This window comes from Methanobrevibacter millerae (genome assembly GCF_900103415.1).
Lineage (GTDB): Archaea > Methanobacteriota > Methanobacteria > Methanobacteriales > Methanobacteriaceae > Methanocatella > Methanocatella millerae.
Window position 1 is genome coordinate 104,477 of sequence record NZ_FMXB01000002.1, and the last position, 16,754, is coordinate 121,230.

Genomic DNA, 16,754 nt, shown 5'->3' on the forward strand with positions numbered 1-16,754 from the left:
TAAAATCACCTAATCAAATGTAAATTTTTCATAGCTATTTTTGCAGCCGCCTGCTCGGCCTCTTTCTTGTTCTTTCCTATTCCTTCACCCATCTTGATGTCGTCAAGATATATTGCCATTACAAATGTCTTGTCATGAGGAACTCCATGCTCTTCAAGGAGTTCATAGTGGATTTTGGTTTCCTGAGCGTCACAGAACTCTTTTATTGATGATTTATAGTCATAGAAGAATATCTTTTCTTCATCGATATATCTGAATATTATTTTAGCGACAAACCTTTTTGTAAATGCTAAACCCTGATCCAGGAACAGCGCTCCCAGAAATGACTCGAAGAGATCTGATGTTATTGAAACCACTTCATTGTCCGTTAATTTCATTTCATCCACAGATACTTTCAAATAATCCTTTAAACCTAGTTCATGAGAGTATTGAATCAAAGCTGATTGGCATACGAAGTTTGCCCTGAGTTTCGTCAGCTTGCCTTCACCGTATTTCGGGTACTTCTTGTAGAGATACTCGGAAACAAGCATGTTAAGGATTGAATCCCCTAAAAACTCCAAACGTTCGTAATCGTACTTGAGTCCATGCACTGTCGCATAGGAACCGTGAGTAAACGCCATTTTGTAATAATCTTTATTATTCGGTTCAATAGAAAATTTTTCAAATAAATTCATGTTAAAGCCTTAATTATCATTTAAATATTATATAATAATTATGACTTTTAATTTATATAAACTTCATCATATATAACAATTGTGATAATATTACTTATCAGACGCTCTTACTCTTTGCTTATATATAAGGAAAATTAAAAAAGCAACTAAAGGATTTGGTAATTATGATATTAAACTGGAAAGAAGAAATAACAAACATCGACCCAGACATAAAATTCAGAGCCCAGGGCGGCTGGCTGAAAACAGTAGAAGAGCTTGATAAAAGTGTAACCAATGGATTTTCCCTTGTTGGAGACTTCATAAAAGCCGGAGACTTTGAAGGAGAATACAGCGAAGGAATATATCTTGACTGCAACAAGGAAGGCACCGCCAAAAAGCCGCAGACAGACTACAGACTATTCAGATTCAGAGACGGTAAGGTAAGGCTGCTTGACTTGGTAATCGACGCTCAAAACGGCTGGGCACAGGTATTCTGGGACGCCGTTGAAGATGAAATTGAAAAGGAGTATTAATCGGAAGTCTTTCGAGGTTTGCACTTAGATACCCTTTTAAATTCCCTTTTAATCTGACAGCGGGCTTCCTCAAGCAGCAATAGCTTGTGGTCCAAATTTTGGGAGAAGTTCTTTTCCTTTCCGTCAATAAGTCCCCTGAATTTAACCTCAAAGTTACCCGTATCACAGATATTAACCATTAACCTTTCAGAAGCATTAAATCCATCAAAAAACCTTTCGATATCTTCGGTTTCAAAAATAGGAGCCTTGATATTGAAAACCATCAGTTTCTTTTCGTTTTCACGTATTCTGACGTAATCTTCATGGATTTCAATGGATTCCCCACCATCTTTTTTTGATATCTTGATATAGTGCTCATCGCCGAACTGCATAGTGAAATCCCCCTTTTAGTATATGTGATGAAGGCTGCAGCATGCGCAGGTCGGATCGAAGTAATTGTCCTTCGGAATGCTCTGTGCAGGCTCAATCAACAGAGTAACTTCAAAAATCGCATCGGACTCTGTGCTGGGCTTTCTTGTGATGTTGGACATCCCCCTGTAGTTGACCGGAATGAAACCAGTCTGGGAAATGTCATAATACAATAATTCACCGGTTTTGACATCGGAGAAGAATTCGTCCAGCTGCTTTACCTGTGCTGGAGACATTGCGAAATTAACGCCCATCATCTTGTCCTGTCTTTGCTTGATGCCTACAAAATCAATATTGACGGCCAGATTGTCCCCGCCGTCTTTTGTAAAGACAATGCATTCTTCCAAATTAATGTTTTCCTTTAAAGCTAAATCGTTTAATTCTGACATTAAAAACACCCTCAAAGCTAATTTTGAAAAAATAAGTATATAAACGTTAAGTATTGATGGAAATCTTTTGTGATAATTAAAAAAAGTGGGTTTGAATGAAGATTAATTTAATAATCTCCAATAACTTTATACCAACTTAAACCAATCTTTGTCTGGTAGTTGGTTTTTTATTTTGCCAGCTGTATCTTCTTAATTTGCTGGATCTACCGAATCCACAAGAAGCACAGACTTTCTTACGTACGTGGTAAGTATTTCTACCACATCTTCTGCATCTAATATGGGTCTTTTTATTCTTCTTACCCATTGATGGAGTTCCCTTGGACATTGATACACCTCCTAATCATTTTAAAATATTGCAGTTATCTTAAACAATTATTGAATAATATTTATGGTGAAATATAAACAATATTGTCTCCTCTGATGAGAACAACACCTAATCTCTTTTTGATTTCTCCGTCCTGTAACTCTTCAGCGTCGTTGAGAACCAGGTTCATGTGTAAGTCGAAGCTTTTGAGTATACCTCTGAATTCACGGTCTCCTTTGAGTTTGATTAAAACTGGAGCATCGATAGATTTGCCTAATGCATCGAGTGGTCTTTGAACATTTTGTCCGCTCATTATATCACCTTATATTACCATTAATTGTATTTTTTATAAATTTTTTAAAAAAGTAATCGTTTTTTGAACAATTACATGTATTAGAAATAATATAATCAAGTTTAGATAAGACAAAACCTAATTAAAACTAATAATAAATTATATAATCAAACTAATATATAAAGGTTGTTATTTTCAAAGGAAAAAAATAGTTATCACACGCTCTCTTACAATTTCCTTATATATTATTCGGATTAATAGATTAAAAATGCTATGCGTTTCAACGAATCCGAATACAAAAAACTCCTGATTTACATACTGGCGAACTGCTACGACAAGCCCCATGTAGGAAAAACCGTGATAATAACATCCCTATATTTCATAGATTTCAATTATTATGAGATATACGGCCATTCCCTCACTCATGAATCCTACATCAAGTCAAAAAAAGGTATTCAGTCCAAGCACTTCTCCAAGATTACCGAAGAGCTGATAGAAAAAAGGAAAATACACTTCAAAAAGCAGGCATACTACAACACCACGCTGCACAAATACTATCTGACCCAGCTTCCCGACGTCAAGTTCCCAAAAAAGAAGGAGGAGCTGATTGATTTAAGCATCAGACACATAATCACAAAAAACGCAACAACACTACTGAAATACGTAAGCAAGGATCCTCCATTTAAAATAGCTGATTTCAACGACGAAATAGATTACAATTATGTATATTTCAGGAATTCGAGATATTCGATTAGAAAAAAACTTATTAATTTATAAATCCATAGTATTAATTAATAAAACTAACAGGGAAAATCATGGCAATTAAAGTGAAAAAAAGAAATTTTCTAAAAAAGAAAAAAATAAAGCAGATAAAAAGCGAACTGGGAGAATATGGAGGATTGCTTGAAAACAAGAAAAAAGTAGAAATCCTTGAAGCCGAACCAAATTCATTCATTCTGGTCGACGGTGAACCTTACATCATAATGATTGATGACAAGGCATTTCCAACACTCAAGGCAGCTCTTGCCAATGAAATAGACGGGAAAAAGGTTACCGTGGACATGGGAGCCATACGCTTTGTAACTAACGGCGCAGACATCATGAGTCCAGGAATAGTAGCTGCAGATGACGGAATCGAACCGGGCGACATCGTTTTAATCATTGATGAAACTCACGGCAAGCCCCTGGCCGTTGGAGTCAGCCTTATAACCGGCGAAGAAATGGTTGAAAACGATTCCGGAAAGGCTGTTGAAACCAAGCACTACGTTGGAGACGACATCTGGAACTTTGAAGTGTGAAGGTGATTTGATGGCTGAATTAAGATATAGGGCAGGAAATGTCAGAAATCCCGGAGTCCACAAGATTGGAATAATTGCCCTCGGATCACACCTTGAAAACCATGGCCCGGCACTGCCGATTGATACAGACGCAAAGATAGGCGCACACATCGCATTTCAGGCGTCACTCAGGTGCGGAGCCAAATTTTTGGGAGTCATATTTCCTGCATACGAACTGGACGAAATTGACCATGGAGTGCACGTTTCCCTTGACACACTGAAAGAGAACGTTATCGAAACATTGAACTCAGCTAAAAAGTTTTTAGACATTGAAAAGGTCGTAATTGTAAATTCACATGGTGGAAACCTGCCGTTAATGACCGAATTATGGGAAATTGAGGACAAAACCGATTTATCAATAATATTCAACAATAAAATAATATCAACCGAAGGCCCTCATGCCGGAAGCGGCGAGCTGTCAATGGGGAAGGTTTTAGGCATTTTAAATGAAGATGAACTTAAAAACCAGGCCGACGTGAACAAATACGTTGAAGTGGGTCTGCACGGATTTAAACAGGCACGTGAAAATGATCCGAACATCGAAGAAGGCGCAAGGGACGTTGAGGAAAACGGCGTCTATGTCGATGAAGAATACGGACAGCAGCTCTTTAACCTTGCAATCGATACGGTAATCTTTGACGTTGAAAAGCTGCTTGATTTTTAGGTTAATTAACCGGATGTTGTGACTACTGGGCCATCACTGCTACTACCGCCACCATTACTACCACCCTCTTGGGATTGGCCACCATCAGATGAACCACCACTTTCAGGAGGATTAGCCTCACCAGACTGCTGCTGAGCACTGTCCTGGGAACTGCTGGACTCGGAACTTGAACTGGAGCTTGTATCCTCATAGGTCTGAACGGAACCGCTGCCTGAGCTTGGAGCATTACCGCCGCCATTGAACTCCGTTAAATTCCCAAAGAATCCACTTTCACTACTATTATTGTTTCCAAAATCTAGATTTAAGTGATATGTTCCAGTCATTGATGCAAAAACTCCCGCAAAGCAAAATGCAATGAGGGCTACTGCCAGAACAACTAAAACAACCGCAGGACGACTTGTCATTTTTAACACCTTTAGAAAAAAATTAATAACAATAATATGTATAACCATTTATATAAAGTTATAGGATTATTATGAAAACGATAGCAAAAGCGGTTCAAAGTGAAATAAATGTCAAGAAATCACAGTTCATATGCCATTTGTTTCCAACCAAAACCAAAAAGGAAAGCAAGGAAATAATATTGAAGGTCAATGAGAAGTATAACGATGCCACCCATAACTGTACGGCCTATATCGTTACTGACGGCGAAGGCTTTGACGATGACGGCGAGCCTGGCGGAACGGCCGGAAAACCTATGATCAATGTCTTGAGAAAAAACGAACTGCATAATGTGACCGCTGTCGTTACACGTTATTTCGGCGGAATCAAGCTTGGAGCGGGAGGGCTTGTAAGAGCATATTCCAAATCTGTTCTTGAAGCAATTAATGAAGCCGAAATCCTTGAAGTGGATTTGTATGATGTCTATACATTAGTTTTCGAATACTCAGAAATCAAAACTATTGACGGTGAAGTGAGAAACAACCAGCTGGAAGTCATTAACAAGGAGTATTCAGACAAGGTCATCTATGATGTCGTTTCCAAGGACAACAGGGACATTGAAAAGATATTTGAAAAATACGGCGATAAAATCATCATTGAATTCAAGGACAAAGAGGTTCTGGTTAAGTAATTAAAAAAAAATTAGATTGAAGAACAAAATCTATTGTTCTTCGAAATTGCTTGCGTCAACGCCACACATTGGGCAGGTGAAATCTTCTGGTAATTCATCTGCTTCATGAACGTATCCGCATACTTTACAAACAAATGCCATTTATTAGCCTCCTTATTCTACTTTAGAGAACATATCTTTGGAAGCACCGCACATTGGACATTTGTAGTCATCTGGAAGGTCTTCAAAAGCAGTTCCTTCTGCATCATCGTCATATACGTATCCACACATATTACATTTCCATTTAGCCATGATATCATCTCCTTTAATAATAATATATCATTTTTGTTTTTCAGTAATTTAATTTATAGTATAATTCCTATATAAACTATTCTACTTGCTTGAACATTTTTTTACCAACACCACATTTTGGGCATTTAAATGCGTCAGAAATTTCAGAAAATGGAGTTCCAGCATCAATTCCACGATCAGGTAATCCTTCATCTTCATCATATTCAAATCCGCAAAGTTTACATTTCCATTTAGCCATAAAAAACAGTCTCCTTTGTTTTGATATAGTTATATCTTTAAAAAAGATGGTATAAATAGTTAATAGAAAAAAAGATTATAATTTGTTTGGAACCTTCAAATGGTCCGGAAGCGGCTTGATACGTGCCGGAGTTCCAATGGCCAGATAAAACGGCGGAACGCTATGAATTACAATAGCTCCGGCTGCAACGATTGATCCTTCACCAATCTCGACGTTTGATAGGAAAGTAGTGTTTCCTCCGATTGAAGCACCTCTTCTTATGCGAGGTCCCTGAAGCTCATAATTTATTCTGACAGGATACTTGTCATTTGTAAAACAGGCGCATGGGCCTATAAACACGTTATCCTCAATAACGGAGTTGGTCGGGATGTATACGTTGGACTGGATGCTTACGTCGTTTCCTATGATTACGTCACCTTCGATTACGGTGTTGGTTCCGATTAAGACGTCGTCTCCGATGTTGGTGTTTTCCCTAATCACCACATTGTGTCCGGTTCTGAAATTGTCCCCGATAACCACGTCATTATAGATAATTGAGTTTGACCTTATCGTGTAATTGTTTCCGATTACCGGAGGCTTGGAATCGGGTGCGTATTCAACGCCGAAGTGGATGTTATCCCTGGGATTGAACTGTAAAGGTTCTCTTACCTGTGGTTTTTCATCCATAATCAATGTATCGTAGTCATTTGACCTTTCGATTACCTGAGGCTGCCTTTCAACGTAGCGTGGCGGTTCCTGTTGATATACCGGCCTTTGAGATTGTCTTTCAGCTAACCTTGAATACTCCAATTCGAAGTTATCTGGAATTTGTTTTTCTCTCCTCTCCGTTGGTTTATCCTCAAGTGATGATGAAAATCTTACCATAATATCAAACCTTTATGTAATTTAATTGACTATGTTAATGATTTAATTTATATCGTTCATTAGTATATATATTAATTGGTTCAGATTCATCAAAATCTTCGAAGTTTCAGCATTTCCTTCAAATCATCATTGTTCATTTCGGTGATGAATGACTCTTTTGAATCGATTGCGACTTCAGCCAGCTCTATCTTTTCGGAAAGTATCTGGTTAATTCTCTCCTCAAAGGTTCCCGTCGTGATGAACCTGTATACCATGACATTGTTTTTCTGGCCTATCCTGTATGCACGGTCGGTTGCCTGGTTTTCAACTGCAGGATTCCACCACAAATCATAATGGATGACGTTTTGGGCGGCTGTCAGATTAAGTCCCGTTCCTCCGGCCTTAAGGGACAATACCATTATCCGGTTTTCATCGCCGTTCTGGAACTTGTCGATCATTTCGTCCCGTTTCTTGCGTGACAGCTGTCCGTGGAAGAACAGCACCTCCTCATCGAAGTGCCTTTCTATCAGTTCCTTGAGTATTTCACCCATCTGGACGTATTGGCTGAATATTAACACTTTTTCATCATTATCTAAAATGTTTTCCAGAATGTTGACGAGGACTTCCATCTTGCCCGATTCGCCAACAGACATCTTTTTCGATTTGGAAAACTGCGCCGGATGGTTGCAAATCTGTTTAAGGGAGGTTATTAGCTTTAAGACAAGTCCTTTTCTGGCTATTCCCTCGCTGTCTTCAACATCTCTTAATAATACGTTTAAAGTCTCCTCATACATTGCAGCCTGCTTTAGGGTCAGATTGCAGTAGATGTCATTGACGAACTTGTCCGGAAGGTCCTTTATGATGTCCTTATCGGTTTTGTGACGCCTTAAAATGAATGGGGAAGTAATCTTTTTGAATGTATCAAGAGCCTCCTGGTCATGATAGTTCTCAATAGGCTTTATGAAGCGTTCATTGAACATGTTTAAGCTGTAGAGATAACCCCTATTAATGAAGTCGAATATTGACCAGTACTCGGCGAGGCGATTTTCGATTGGAGTTCCTGACAGGGCGATTTTGTGTTTGGCTTCAAGTGCCTTGATGGCCTTTGTCTGTTTTGCGCTTGGATTTTTAATGTTTTGGGCCTCGTCAACGACACATAAATATATGTCCAAATCCTTTAAAAGGTCAAAATCCTGGCGTGCAATGCCATATGATGTCAATAATATGTCCACGTCATCATCTGGAAGATTCCTGTTTGGTCCGTGGTATATGAATGAGGTAAGGGACGGTGTGAATTTCTCAATTTCCTTTTGCCAGTTTGTAAGAAGGCTCGTGGGAGCTATTACCAGAACATCTCCATCAAGCAAATCATTTTCCTTAAGGTATAATACCGTTGCAAGAACCTGTATCGTTTTTCCAAGCCCCATATCATCGGCCAAGATGGATCCGAATCCTATTTTCATATTCTGATAGAGCCATGAAAATCCGACCTTCTGATAATTCCTCAGCTCTCCGTTAAGCGAATCCGGCACATCAACGTCCTTGAACTCCAGCAAATCATCTATCATTTCAGAGAGCTTATCGTTAATACCTATATCGAGTTTTTCGATATCTCCGCTCAGTATGAAATGCATCAGGTCATTCTGGGTAGGGTTGACCGGTATCAAATCAGTCTGTCTGTCAATGGCTCTTAAATCATCAGGATTTATTCTGACGTACTTGTTATTTAACTTTACAAGGCCATTGTAATTTTGGGATAAATCCTCAAATTCGGATAATGAGAAGCTTTCATCACCGATTGCTACCTTCCAGTCAAACCTGTTTAAATCATCAAGGGTCAGTGAGGTTTTGGAGGATATGTTTTCATCGCTTACCAGAGATAATTTTGCACTTTTGGTGACTGTAAGCTCATCCGGCAATACAACTTCGATGCCCATGTTCCTGAACCCGTAAACAACTGTTGAGTTGAAAAAGGTAAAGTCGGCAATGTCCATCTTTATTTCATCAGTTAAATCAACATCCCACCGATATCTAGTGAAAATGTCAGTGATTATTCTGGAGCTTCTGACAATGTTCGGGTATCCGCCGGATTCAAGGATATCACTTAAAATGAACATTTCATCGTCAATGATGACTTTTGGAGTGATTAAAAACATTTCATCTTCCTGCGTGACCTCCAGAAGGAACTTGAAGTCTGATTCATTTTCATATAAAGGCGCAAGCCAGTTGCTTATTGCCTTTTCATCACCCTTAACGTGAAATACCTGGCTTTTGAAGAAAAACAGCTGATAATAGATATTGCTTTTCATGGAATCCATTAATGAGGACTTTGCGTTATACGATGCATAAGCTGCAAATCCGCTGAAAAACAATGAAATGGCTACGACAACCTGTTCGTATTTGCCTAAAGGCTTGCCTTCATAGGATATCAAATCATCAGGGCATTTGTATGCAAGATTGTCAATCAGCTGTGAAACCGTGTCATTGAATGATGGTATCCAGCGTATGGCATATTCACCGTTTTTAAGCTTGAAAAACTGAGGTATCAGTGCATTTTTGGATATTAATCTTGACGTTAAAAGATATATCTCATAAAGAAACTTCAAATCGGAATTGTAGTAATTAATATCGCTGTATTTGAATTCGGCAAAGAGCGCAAAAAGCGCATGCTTGAGGTTTTTTAATCTGAAATTCAGTGCCCTACCCGTTTCAAAATTGGTGGGATTGTAATTGCCGTCAAGGTTAATGTGGAATTTCTCCCAATTTTCAGGATGATGCCATTTTTTCCGGAAAATGTAATCTAAGTCATCTGTCCTGAGCTTGAAGGAATCTCCGAAGTTAATGTAGTGAACATAAGTGGAATGGAAAACATGAAAATTATTGACTCTCTGCACCAGAATGCCGAAAGTCTTTAAGGTGTCGATTAAAATTTCCTTAAATGATACCGTATTGCTTGAAAAGAATCCTGCATGATTATTTAACCGGAATTTCAGGTCGTTAATCAAAAGCGGAACGTCATCGGCGTCAATGTAATCATGCATCGTGAATTTCCTGTTCTCGGATAAAAGGTCATCTATTGAGGCAATCGGATTCTTTCCGGATTCAAATAACTTATCTACATGATAATCCCTTAATGTCAGCAATAAATAGGGATTCTTATCTATCTCTCTTGAAAGATAATGAAATACAGCAGCCTTATGTTTACAGAACAAACCAGTATTTTTGCAGTCACATGACATTTTAAAGTCACTCAATGAATCCGGAATGATTTTAACATCACTTAAAAACAAATCCCTTGGAAGGCCATCATTTAAAATGATTGTCTGCAACTGACGATTATCCTTAATCAATTTGTTTAATTTTCCCTTATCTCTAGGGGACAGCTTTTTGAATTCGATTTTGACCTTGAAAAAATCCCCAGGGATTCCTTCAACACGGGCCTCAACCATATTGTCATCAATCCTGAAATCCCTGACGCTTCCGTCCTTGGAATAGATTTCACCGTGTTTGAGGTGATTTTTATTATCCAATTTCTTAATGCTTTCCAGCCAGATGTCTGCAAACTCCGAACTCATTACATTAATATATGAATTTTCTTTATAATAAGAAATAAGGTTGCACCCGAGTAACCCTTGAAAAGTTACAAAATCTTTAAATAACTTTCAATTCAAACTAATATTAACGAAGGTGTTAATTATGCATTTGAAAGAATTACTTGACGATTTGGACTTAAGGCTGAAACTGCCGCAGCACTGGTACTCAACAGATATCAGCAATGACTTTGAAGATGGAAAGCTCGTTGAAAACGGAGACGTTACAGTAATCGAAGCAGAAAGCGGAGACAACATTAAAAGAATCACAATTGACGTTGATGACGGAATGTCTATAATAACCCGTTATCCCGACGGAAAGGAAATAGGCGTCAAATACCTTGACAACAAGGATGACTTCGAATACATCGGAAAAATCAGCGACTTAAGGGACTAAAATTTCCTTAACCCTCACCAACAAATCAAATATCTTATCTTCATATTTATAGACAAGATAAGCGGTCAATACTCCAAGAATCATTCCCGCTATAACGTCGAGAGGATAGTGGACTCCAACGTAGATTCTTGAAAATCCTATGATAAGAGCGAATAATATTAATATAACGCTCCATAGCTTATTTCTTAACTTAAATACAAGAAATCCCACAACGGCAAAGGTTGATGTGGCATGGCCTGATGGGAATGAAAATGGATCGTCTTCCACCACAAGCAGATGAACATCGCCAAAGGTGATGAATGGCCTTGGCTCAAATATAAGGGTTTTTAAAACTAAAGCAATGCCGTCAGCAATCAGAAGTGAAAGCAGACACATCAGAGCTATTCTTTTAATAGTCTGCTTTTTGAAAACAATTGACAGTATGATTACAATAACGCAAATCGCAAGCATTGCAACAAAGCTTCCAAGCTCAGTTACGAAAGGCATTACACTGTCAAATAATGGATTCTGCAGACTGTGATTAATAAAATAAAATAAATCGACGTTAATGCTGGACAAATTAAAAACCTCATATTAAAGTTAATACTTCATGATATTTAAATTTATAACAGAAAAGAAACAGATATGATTTTGGTGAGAGATTGTACGACAAGGAATTTATATTGAGTGAAGTTAATGCCATCAGGCGTGAAATAGGCCATGACGAAGTCAACATCTACATAGAAGAGATTTACTTTGATGAAAATACAAATGAAATGTGGATAATAACCGAAGACAGACCTGACAAGTCCGCCATCATCGGAAAGGGAGGTTGGGTTGTCGGCAAATTAAAGGAAAAACTTGGTCTTGAAAGCATTCATGTCGAAAGCTACGGTGATTTTCTTCAAAAGGAATACAAATTGAAATTATCCCTGAAGACAATCAATAACCTTGATTTGGATTTAATCGGCATTAATAACTTATCTGAAGCTATTGAGGATAAATTAAAAAATATTTATAGCTTCAACTTTGAAAATTACCTTAATAACAACCATTTCAAGCAGTCCGAAAGCACCGATGCCGTTGTTGCATTGTCAGGCGGCGTCGACAGCAGCTTTTCACTTATTTTAGCCAAATCATTAGGATTCAATCCGATAGCGGTTACGGTCGATCCGGGAACGATTATCCTTCCGAACCAGTATAAAATAAACATTAAAACGATAACGGAATCTCTGAACGTAAAGCATGAATATTTAAAGGCGGATTACGCAGACGTTATCCGGGAATCCTTGGAAGGCAAGCTGCATCCCTGCGGAAGGTGTTCCAAAAACACTTCACAGATTGTAAAGAATTACGCAATTGAAAACGAAATCCCAATAATTATATTCGGAGATATGCTTGCAACAGGTACACAATGCATAAATAAACAGGACGATTCATTATATCGCTTGAACCTTCCAGCAAGTTTATCAGCAGGCAAGCAAGAGATAAAATCCTTAATCAGAAAGTATGATTTAAGAGAGTTTAAAGGATTCGGATGTCCGCTTCTTTATGAGGTTCACAGAAAATATCCTTCAATGAAGAAATATTCCATACAAAGAATCCTAAGAGAAACCCGTTCCCAGGCACTTGAACCCGGCGAGGCATTAGATTTAATATGGAGTTTCTACAAAACAAAATAACATGATATTCAAAATGTGCCCAAGATGCGGCTCCAGAAAAGTGAAATGGATTATTCCTCAAAACTGGTCAACCTGGCAATGCTTTGACTGCGATTACACAGGCCCTATCATCGAAGGCGATGAGGAACTTTCAGCCGAAATCCATGAAGCATACGTCAACGGAGATTATGAGGAAATTCCAGAAGAAGAAGATTTTGAAGATGATGACGATTTAGATGAATTGGATTAATTAGTAATAATCAGTATCAACGGAAGCTGAGCCTTACTTGAATCAGATTCAAGTAATTCCGTTAATTCAGAATAATTACTAACCAATCTTAGCATAACAATGCCAATACTATTTTTGTAATAATTAATATATAAAGTTTAGGTAAACCTAAAAAAATAAGTTAAAGGAATTTAAATTCCTTTTTTCTCGAATTCTTCGTTTAAAAATATTTTGATATTATCCCTAGCCAGTTCAACCATTTCCGGAGCCGGTCCGCCAAGAACACGTCTGATTTTAACGTTTTCCCTAGGATTTAAAGCGTTTTGAATTAACTCATCATCCAGTTCAAGTTTATCAAAGCCCAGTTCAACTGCAATGTCGTCGATGAACTGTGAAGTGATGTCCTCTTCAGCCATGTCGCTTGCAGTGGCTTCGTTAACTATACGGCCAACGATTTTATGTGCTGTCCTGAACGGAATATTCCTTTCCCTGACCATGATGTCTGCCAGATCTGTGGCAGTTGCAAAATTGCGGCCTGCCAGCTCGGCGCATCTTTCGGTGTTGAATTCAACGGAAAGAAGCATTCTGGTGACAATTGACAATGTGTCTTCACTTACCTTAAGGGCATTCCATAAATGAGGAGTGATTTCCTGCAAATCCCTGTTGTAAGTATAGGGAATGGCCTTGAGAATTGTTAAAATGGTTACGAGTTCCCCATTGACTATGGTTGATTTTCCACGTGCCAGCTCTGCAACGTCAGGGTTTTTCTTCTGAGGCATGATGGATGAAGTGGATGAATACTCATCAGCCATTTCTATAACACCGAACTCGTATGTGCTCCACAATATCAGCTCTTCACAGATTTTGGATAATGTGGTACATAAACTGGTTAAATCGAAAACAGTTTCCGCAATAAAATCTCTTGCTGAAACGCCGTCCATTGAGTTTTCAAGATAAGCGTCAAAGCCCAGTAATTTGGTGGTCAATTCCCTGTCAATCGGAAAGCTGGTGGTAGCCATAGCTGCACAACCCAAAGGATTTAAATTAACGCGCTTGTAAGTGTCTTCCAAACGTTCATAATCCCTTTTAAGAGCCTGAGCGTGAGCCATCAGATGATGTGCTATCGTAATCGGCTGCGCATGCTGCAGGTGAGTGAATCCGATGAAAACGTCTTCCAAGTGTTCGCCCGCCATTTCAACAATGCCTTCAATGAACTCCAGAATTCCTATCTGGATTCCGATGATTCGCTCCCTTAAAACAAGCCTGATATCGGTTGCCACCTGGTCGTTACGTGATTTTGCAGTGTGCATGTATCCGGCCTGAGGTCCGATTTTGGAGGTCACATAGTTTTCGATTGCCATGTGAACGTCTTCAACTGACGGATCAAATACTAAAGCACCGTATCCTTCATCCTTAAGTTCATCAAGGGCGCTTAAGATATTGTCTGCAATGTCCGCATCGATTATTCCCGTATGCTTGAGCATTGAAGTGTGCGCAAAATTAGTTTTAATGTCAGCTTCAAAAATCTCCTTGTCAGCTTCCAGAGAAGAGGTATACTCAGCAGCCTCATCAGTCATTCCTGTTTTAAATCTGCCGTTTCTTATATTATCCACAAGAATCACAACTTAAAAAAAATTAAAAAAAAGAAAAAAGATTTAGTTAAAAATCTTATTTTTTCATTTCAGTGTATCCGCATTTACCACAAGCTACCCTGTCACCATGGTCTGCCATGAATACACCTTCACCGCAACGAGGACAAATTTGGTTTTTCCTTTCAATTTTGTCTCCATCCACTTTGTAAAGATCAGATTTTCTTACCATAAAATCACCTATTCTTCTTCATCTTCAGTTTCTTCAACAACTTCAGTATTCTTAGCAATCACATGTTTGGTTTCAATGTATTCCAAATCTTCTACGGTATCGTAAACCTTGGCGTATCCTAATGCTTTAGGTTCACCGTAGTGTGGTTGTACATTGTCTACAACGATTAAATCTTTTTTAGTGTTTAATAAAGCTACTAATTTGGATTTAACGTCTAAGACTTTAGGAGTAGCTTCTCCATCATAATCAACATAGAATTTGATTTCCTTTCTATTAAACAATTTGTTTTCTTTTTCTTCAAAAATGTCAATTTCCATAATTAAGCCTCACTTAATTTTTATTCTTCAATAAATGCATCAATAATCTTTTGAGCTTTTATAATATTATCGGAAACATTTAAAACAACCAGGCCCTCGTTAGGCTGACCATACAAGATGGTCGCATCCTCTCTGGCCATCAGGATACAAGGAAGAACTGCAAGATCTTCTTCCCCCGCTACATCAATCACGTAACATTCGCCACTGTCACACAATCGAAGAGCCTTGCCTATGGTTTCCCATAGATCCTCCGTAATGGTTCCGGCAGGATTATTGGCTTTTAAAATGTTTTCCGTATGTATAACATCATGATCATAATTTTTTCTCTGAACCAAGTTATCTATAATTCCCAAATTAGGATAAATATCATGATTGATGAGATTGGTAAAAGTCGCATCACCTACAGAAATTAAAAATTCGGAAGATTTTATTCTTTCAATAGCATCTTCAAAATCCGGATATAACTGACCTAAAGGTTTTTTAAGTTCCGCAATTATATCTTTGTTTAATTCTGCATCTAAACGTAACACTTAACCACTACCTAACTCTTAAACAGTATTCTCCAGGAATTTGGATATTCAATTCACGAGCCAATTCGGATTCTTCAGGATCAGTGATAATCAAAAGGCCGCTCCAGTTGTCTGAAGTCGGATTACCACATGACGGACAACGATCTTTACTTGATAACATTTTACAAACAGTACACGCTTTCATTTTTAAGCCTTCTTACTTTTTCGTTTAGCATCTTCAATCCATTCAAATTTACCTAAATTATTTTGTCTCATGGTAAGACCAATTTTAGTATCTTTAACAGAATTGTCCTTAAGACTGATAGCTACAGTTCTTGTTCTAACCAAGTCTCCTTCATCTAAACTTTTATTAGATTCCTTTGCGAGAAGAGCTCCCCTTTTCGCGTCATAAGTAATGTAGTCATCGGTTACTTGTGACACGTGGACTAAACCGTCCATAGGACCAATCCTAACAAAAGCGCCGAACTCAGCTATTTCAATAACTTCACCGTCAATAATCTCCTGCTGTTCAGGCTTGAAGAATATTGAATTAAAAACTACATTATGGTATGAAGCACCGTCACCCATAATGAGCTTACCTTCACCAAGTTCTTCAATTTCATTGACACAGATGAATAAACCCAGATTCTTGTCAAGACGACCGTTGTAGGTCTCATTTAAAGTTTCTATAGCAACTTTAATGCGATCTTCATCGAATCTGCGAGGAGGTATTCTTACCGTGTCTTCAATTTTGATCTTGTAGTACAAAACAATCCCTCATTTTCTTATATATTCTTTATGAATTTTCATTAATTTAATAAGTTTAATATAATCTTATATCTTGCCGTCAACAGTTATATAATTTTTTTGCCTTAAATAAACAACTGTAATTCCCTTGGCCTTTGCACGTTTTTTCAATTCTATATCATTTGTAGCTAAAACTTCTGAAACTCTCAGTAACGCATCATCCACAGTTTCGTTTTCAAGCAATGAAATATCCTTTATTTCAACTTTTGAAGAATTAGCTAACTTTAAGGCCAAATTAGCATTTAAACGTATTTTACCTTTGTTATTTCTTTTCAAACCCTTCAATTCATTGATAACAAAGCTTGGAGTAGTTAATTTGTAAGAAGGTAATACTTTTTCCAGTTCATCGATTATATCGACATTGAACTGAAAAGGAACCATAAAAAAATTGGTATCAATTACAACTTCTTTTATGCTCAT

General features: G+C 37.9%; 27 protein-coding genes. 8 read left to right on the forward strand and 19 right to left on the reverse strand.

What is annotated here, in order from left to right; genetic code table 11:
* Positions 1–5 precede the first annotated feature (5 nt).
* Positions 6–674 (reverse strand): ribonuclease III, encoded by a 669-nt coding sequence (rnc, locus tag F3G70_RS01645; RefSeq protein WP_149730975.1) that lies wholly within the window; start codon positions 672–674, stop codon positions 6–8.
* A gap of 164 nt (positions 675–838) precedes the next feature.
* On the opposite strand from rnc, the gene F3G70_RS01650 reads away from it, so the two are divergent.
* A complete protein-coding gene (locus F3G70_RS01650) occupies positions 839–1,186 on the forward strand; it encodes a hypothetical protein (protein WP_149730976.1) in 348 nt (115 codons plus the stop codon).
* Here F3G70_RS01650 and F3G70_RS01655 read toward each other — a convergent pair.
* The 4 genes from F3G70_RS01655 to F3G70_RS01670 form a co-directional block, all read right to left on the reverse strand.
* On the reverse strand, positions 1,183–1,557 hold the full coding sequence (locus F3G70_RS01655; RefSeq protein WP_149730977.1) for a hypothetical protein: 375 nt from the start codon (positions 1,555–1,557) through the stop codon (positions 1,183–1,185). The genes F3G70_RS01650 and F3G70_RS01655 overlap by 4 nt on opposite strands.
* A 15-nt stretch (positions 1,558–1,572) precedes the next feature.
* Positions 1,573–1,983: a hypothetical protein gene (locus F3G70_RS01660; protein WP_149730978.1), complete on the reverse strand. Its 411-nt coding sequence runs from the start codon at positions 1,981–1,983 to the stop codon at positions 1,573–1,575.
* 136 nt (positions 1,984–2,119) lie between these two features.
* Positions 2,120–2,308 (reverse strand): 50S ribosomal protein L37e, encoded by a 189-nt coding sequence (locus F3G70_RS01665; RefSeq protein ID WP_149730979.1) that lies wholly within the window; start codon positions 2,306–2,308, stop codon positions 2,120–2,122.
* 61 nt (positions 2,309–2,369) lie between these two features.
* Positions 2,370–2,600, reverse strand: a complete 231-nt coding sequence (locus F3G70_RS01670; protein ID WP_149730980.1) for an LSm family protein — start codon at positions 2,598–2,600, stop codon at positions 2,370–2,372.
* Positions 2,601–2,852: 252 nt separating this feature from the next.
* Between F3G70_RS01670 and F3G70_RS01675 the strand changes: the two genes are divergently transcribed.
* From F3G70_RS01675 to arfB, 3 genes are read left to right on the forward strand one after another with little or no spacing between them, the layout of a single operon-like run.
* Positions 2,853–3,356, forward strand: a complete 504-nt coding sequence (locus tag F3G70_RS01675) for a type II toxin-antitoxin system antitoxin SocA domain-containing protein (protein ID WP_149730981.1) — start codon at positions 2,853–2,855, stop codon at positions 3,354–3,356.
* A 38-nt stretch (positions 3,357–3,394) separates the two neighbouring features.
* Positions 3,395–3,877, forward strand: coding sequence for an RNA-binding protein (locus F3G70_RS01680; RefSeq protein ID WP_149730982.1), 483 nt, complete (start codon positions 3,395–3,397; stop codon positions 3,875–3,877).
* Between the two features lie 10 nt (positions 3,878–3,887).
* Positions 3,888–4,580, forward strand: coding sequence for a 2-amino-5-formylamino-6-ribosylaminopyrimidin-4(3H)-one 5'-monophosphate deformylase (gene arfB / locus F3G70_RS01685; protein WP_149730983.1), 693 nt, complete (start codon positions 3,888–3,890; stop codon positions 4,578–4,580).
* Between the two features lie 5 nt (positions 4,581–4,585).
* Here arfB and F3G70_RS01690 read toward each other — a convergent pair whose 3' ends face one another.
* Positions 4,586–4,984 carry a hypothetical protein gene (locus F3G70_RS01690; protein ID WP_149730984.1) on the reverse strand — a complete coding sequence of 133 codons (399 nt, stop codon included), beginning with the start codon at positions 4,982–4,984 and terminating at the stop codon, positions 4,586–4,588.
* A 71-nt stretch (positions 4,985–5,055) separates the two neighbouring features.
* Between F3G70_RS01690 and F3G70_RS01695 the strand changes: the two genes are divergently transcribed.
* Positions 5,056–5,652, forward strand: a complete 597-nt coding sequence (locus tag F3G70_RS01695; protein WP_149730985.1) for a YigZ family protein — start codon at positions 5,056–5,058, stop codon at positions 5,650–5,652.
* Between the two features lie 30 nt (positions 5,653–5,682).
* On the opposite strand, the gene F3G70_RS12370 is transcribed toward F3G70_RS01695, so the two are convergent.
* From F3G70_RS12370 to F3G70_RS01720, 5 genes are all read right to left on the reverse strand, one after another.
* Entirely contained in the window at positions 5,683–5,793 is a 111-nt protein-coding gene (locus tag F3G70_RS12370; protein WP_149730986.1) for a rubredoxin-like domain-containing protein, read from the reverse strand.
* Positions 5,794–5,805: 12 nt separating this feature from the next.
* Positions 5,806–5,943 (reverse strand): rubredoxin, encoded by a 138-nt coding sequence (locus tag F3G70_RS12375; protein WP_149730987.1) that lies wholly within the window; start codon positions 5,941–5,943, stop codon positions 5,806–5,808.
* A gap of 76 nt (positions 5,944–6,019) precedes the next feature.
* Positions 6,020–6,181 carry a rubredoxin gene (locus tag F3G70_RS01710; RefSeq protein ID WP_149730988.1) on the reverse strand — a complete coding sequence of 54 codons (162 nt, stop codon included), beginning with the start codon at positions 6,179–6,181 and terminating at the stop codon, positions 6,020–6,022.
* Between the two features lie 75 nt (positions 6,182–6,256).
* Positions 6,257–6,847, reverse strand: a complete 591-nt coding sequence (locus tag F3G70_RS01715; protein WP_149731069.1) for an acyltransferase — start codon at positions 6,845–6,847, stop codon at positions 6,257–6,259.
* Positions 6,848–7,134: 287 nt separating this feature from the next.
* Positions 7,135–10,599 carry a DEAD/DEAH box helicase gene (locus tag F3G70_RS01720; RefSeq protein ID WP_149730989.1) on the reverse strand — a complete coding sequence of 1,155 codons (3,465 nt, stop codon included), beginning with the start codon at positions 10,597–10,599 and terminating at the stop codon, positions 7,135–7,137.
* A gap of 121 nt (positions 10,600–10,720) precedes the next feature.
* Here F3G70_RS01720 and F3G70_RS01725 point away from each other — a divergent pair, with 121 nt between their 5' ends.
* Complete coding sequence (locus F3G70_RS01725) at positions 10,721–11,011, forward strand: hypothetical protein (protein ID WP_149730990.1); 291 nt, start codon at positions 10,721–10,723, stop codon at positions 11,009–11,011.
* Here the strand turns inward: F3G70_RS01725 and F3G70_RS01730 are convergent.
* A complete protein-coding gene (locus F3G70_RS01730) occupies positions 11,000–11,569 on the reverse strand; it encodes a phosphatase PAP2 family protein (RefSeq protein WP_149730991.1) in 570 nt (189 codons plus the stop codon). The two genes, F3G70_RS01725 and F3G70_RS01730, sit on opposite strands and share 12 nt — an antisense overlap.
* An 83-nt stretch (positions 11,570–11,652) precedes the next feature.
* On the opposite strand from F3G70_RS01730, the gene F3G70_RS01735 reads away from it, so the two are divergent.
* Positions 11,653–12,672: an ATPase gene (locus tag F3G70_RS01735; protein WP_149730992.1), complete on the forward strand. Its 1,020-nt coding sequence runs from the start codon at positions 11,653–11,655 to the stop codon at positions 12,670–12,672.
* A gap of 1 nt (position 12,673) precedes the next feature.
* A complete protein-coding gene (locus tag F3G70_RS01740; protein ID WP_149730993.1) occupies positions 12,674–12,901 on the forward strand; it encodes a hypothetical protein in 228 nt (75 codons plus the stop codon).
* A 170-nt stretch (positions 12,902–13,071) separates the two neighbouring features.
* Here the strand turns inward: F3G70_RS01740 and argH are convergent, their stop codons facing one another.
* From argH to F3G70_RS01775, 7 genes are all read right to left on the reverse strand, one after another.
* Positions 13,072–14,493, reverse strand: coding sequence for an argininosuccinate lyase (gene argH / locus F3G70_RS01745; protein WP_223165978.1), 1,422 nt, complete (start codon positions 14,491–14,493; stop codon positions 13,072–13,074).
* A 55-nt stretch (positions 14,494–14,548) separates the two neighbouring features.
* Positions 14,549–14,701, reverse strand: coding sequence for a 30S ribosomal protein S27ae (locus F3G70_RS01750; RefSeq protein ID WP_149730994.1), 153 nt, complete (start codon positions 14,699–14,701; stop codon positions 14,549–14,551).
* Between the two features lie 8 nt (positions 14,702–14,709).
* Positions 14,710–15,018 (reverse strand): 30S ribosomal protein S24e, encoded by a 309-nt coding sequence (locus F3G70_RS01755; protein WP_149730995.1) that lies wholly within the window; start codon positions 15,016–15,018, stop codon positions 14,710–14,712.
* A gap of 20 nt (positions 15,019–15,038) precedes the next feature.
* Positions 15,039–15,548 carry a GTP-dependent dephospho-CoA kinase family protein gene (locus F3G70_RS01760; RefSeq protein WP_149730996.1) on the reverse strand — a complete coding sequence of 170 codons (510 nt, stop codon included), beginning with the start codon at positions 15,546–15,548 and terminating at the stop codon, positions 15,039–15,041.
* Between the two features lie 7 nt (positions 15,549–15,555).
* The gene (gene spt4 / locus F3G70_RS01765) at positions 15,556–15,732 is read right to left on the reverse strand and encodes a transcription elongation factor subunit Spt4 (protein ID WP_149730997.1); all 177 of its coding nucleotides are present in this window, start codon (positions 15,730–15,732) and stop codon (positions 15,556–15,558) included.
* Positions 15,733–15,734: 2 nt separating this feature from the next.
* Complete coding sequence (locus F3G70_RS01770) at positions 15,735–16,295, reverse strand: DNA-directed RNA polymerase (RefSeq protein ID WP_149730998.1); 561 nt, start codon at positions 16,293–16,295, stop codon at positions 15,735–15,737.
* Positions 16,296–16,361: 66 nt separating this feature from the next.
* Complete coding sequence (locus F3G70_RS01775; protein ID WP_149730999.1) at positions 16,362–16,754, reverse strand: type II toxin-antitoxin system VapC family toxin; 393 nt, start codon at positions 16,752–16,754, stop codon at positions 16,362–16,364.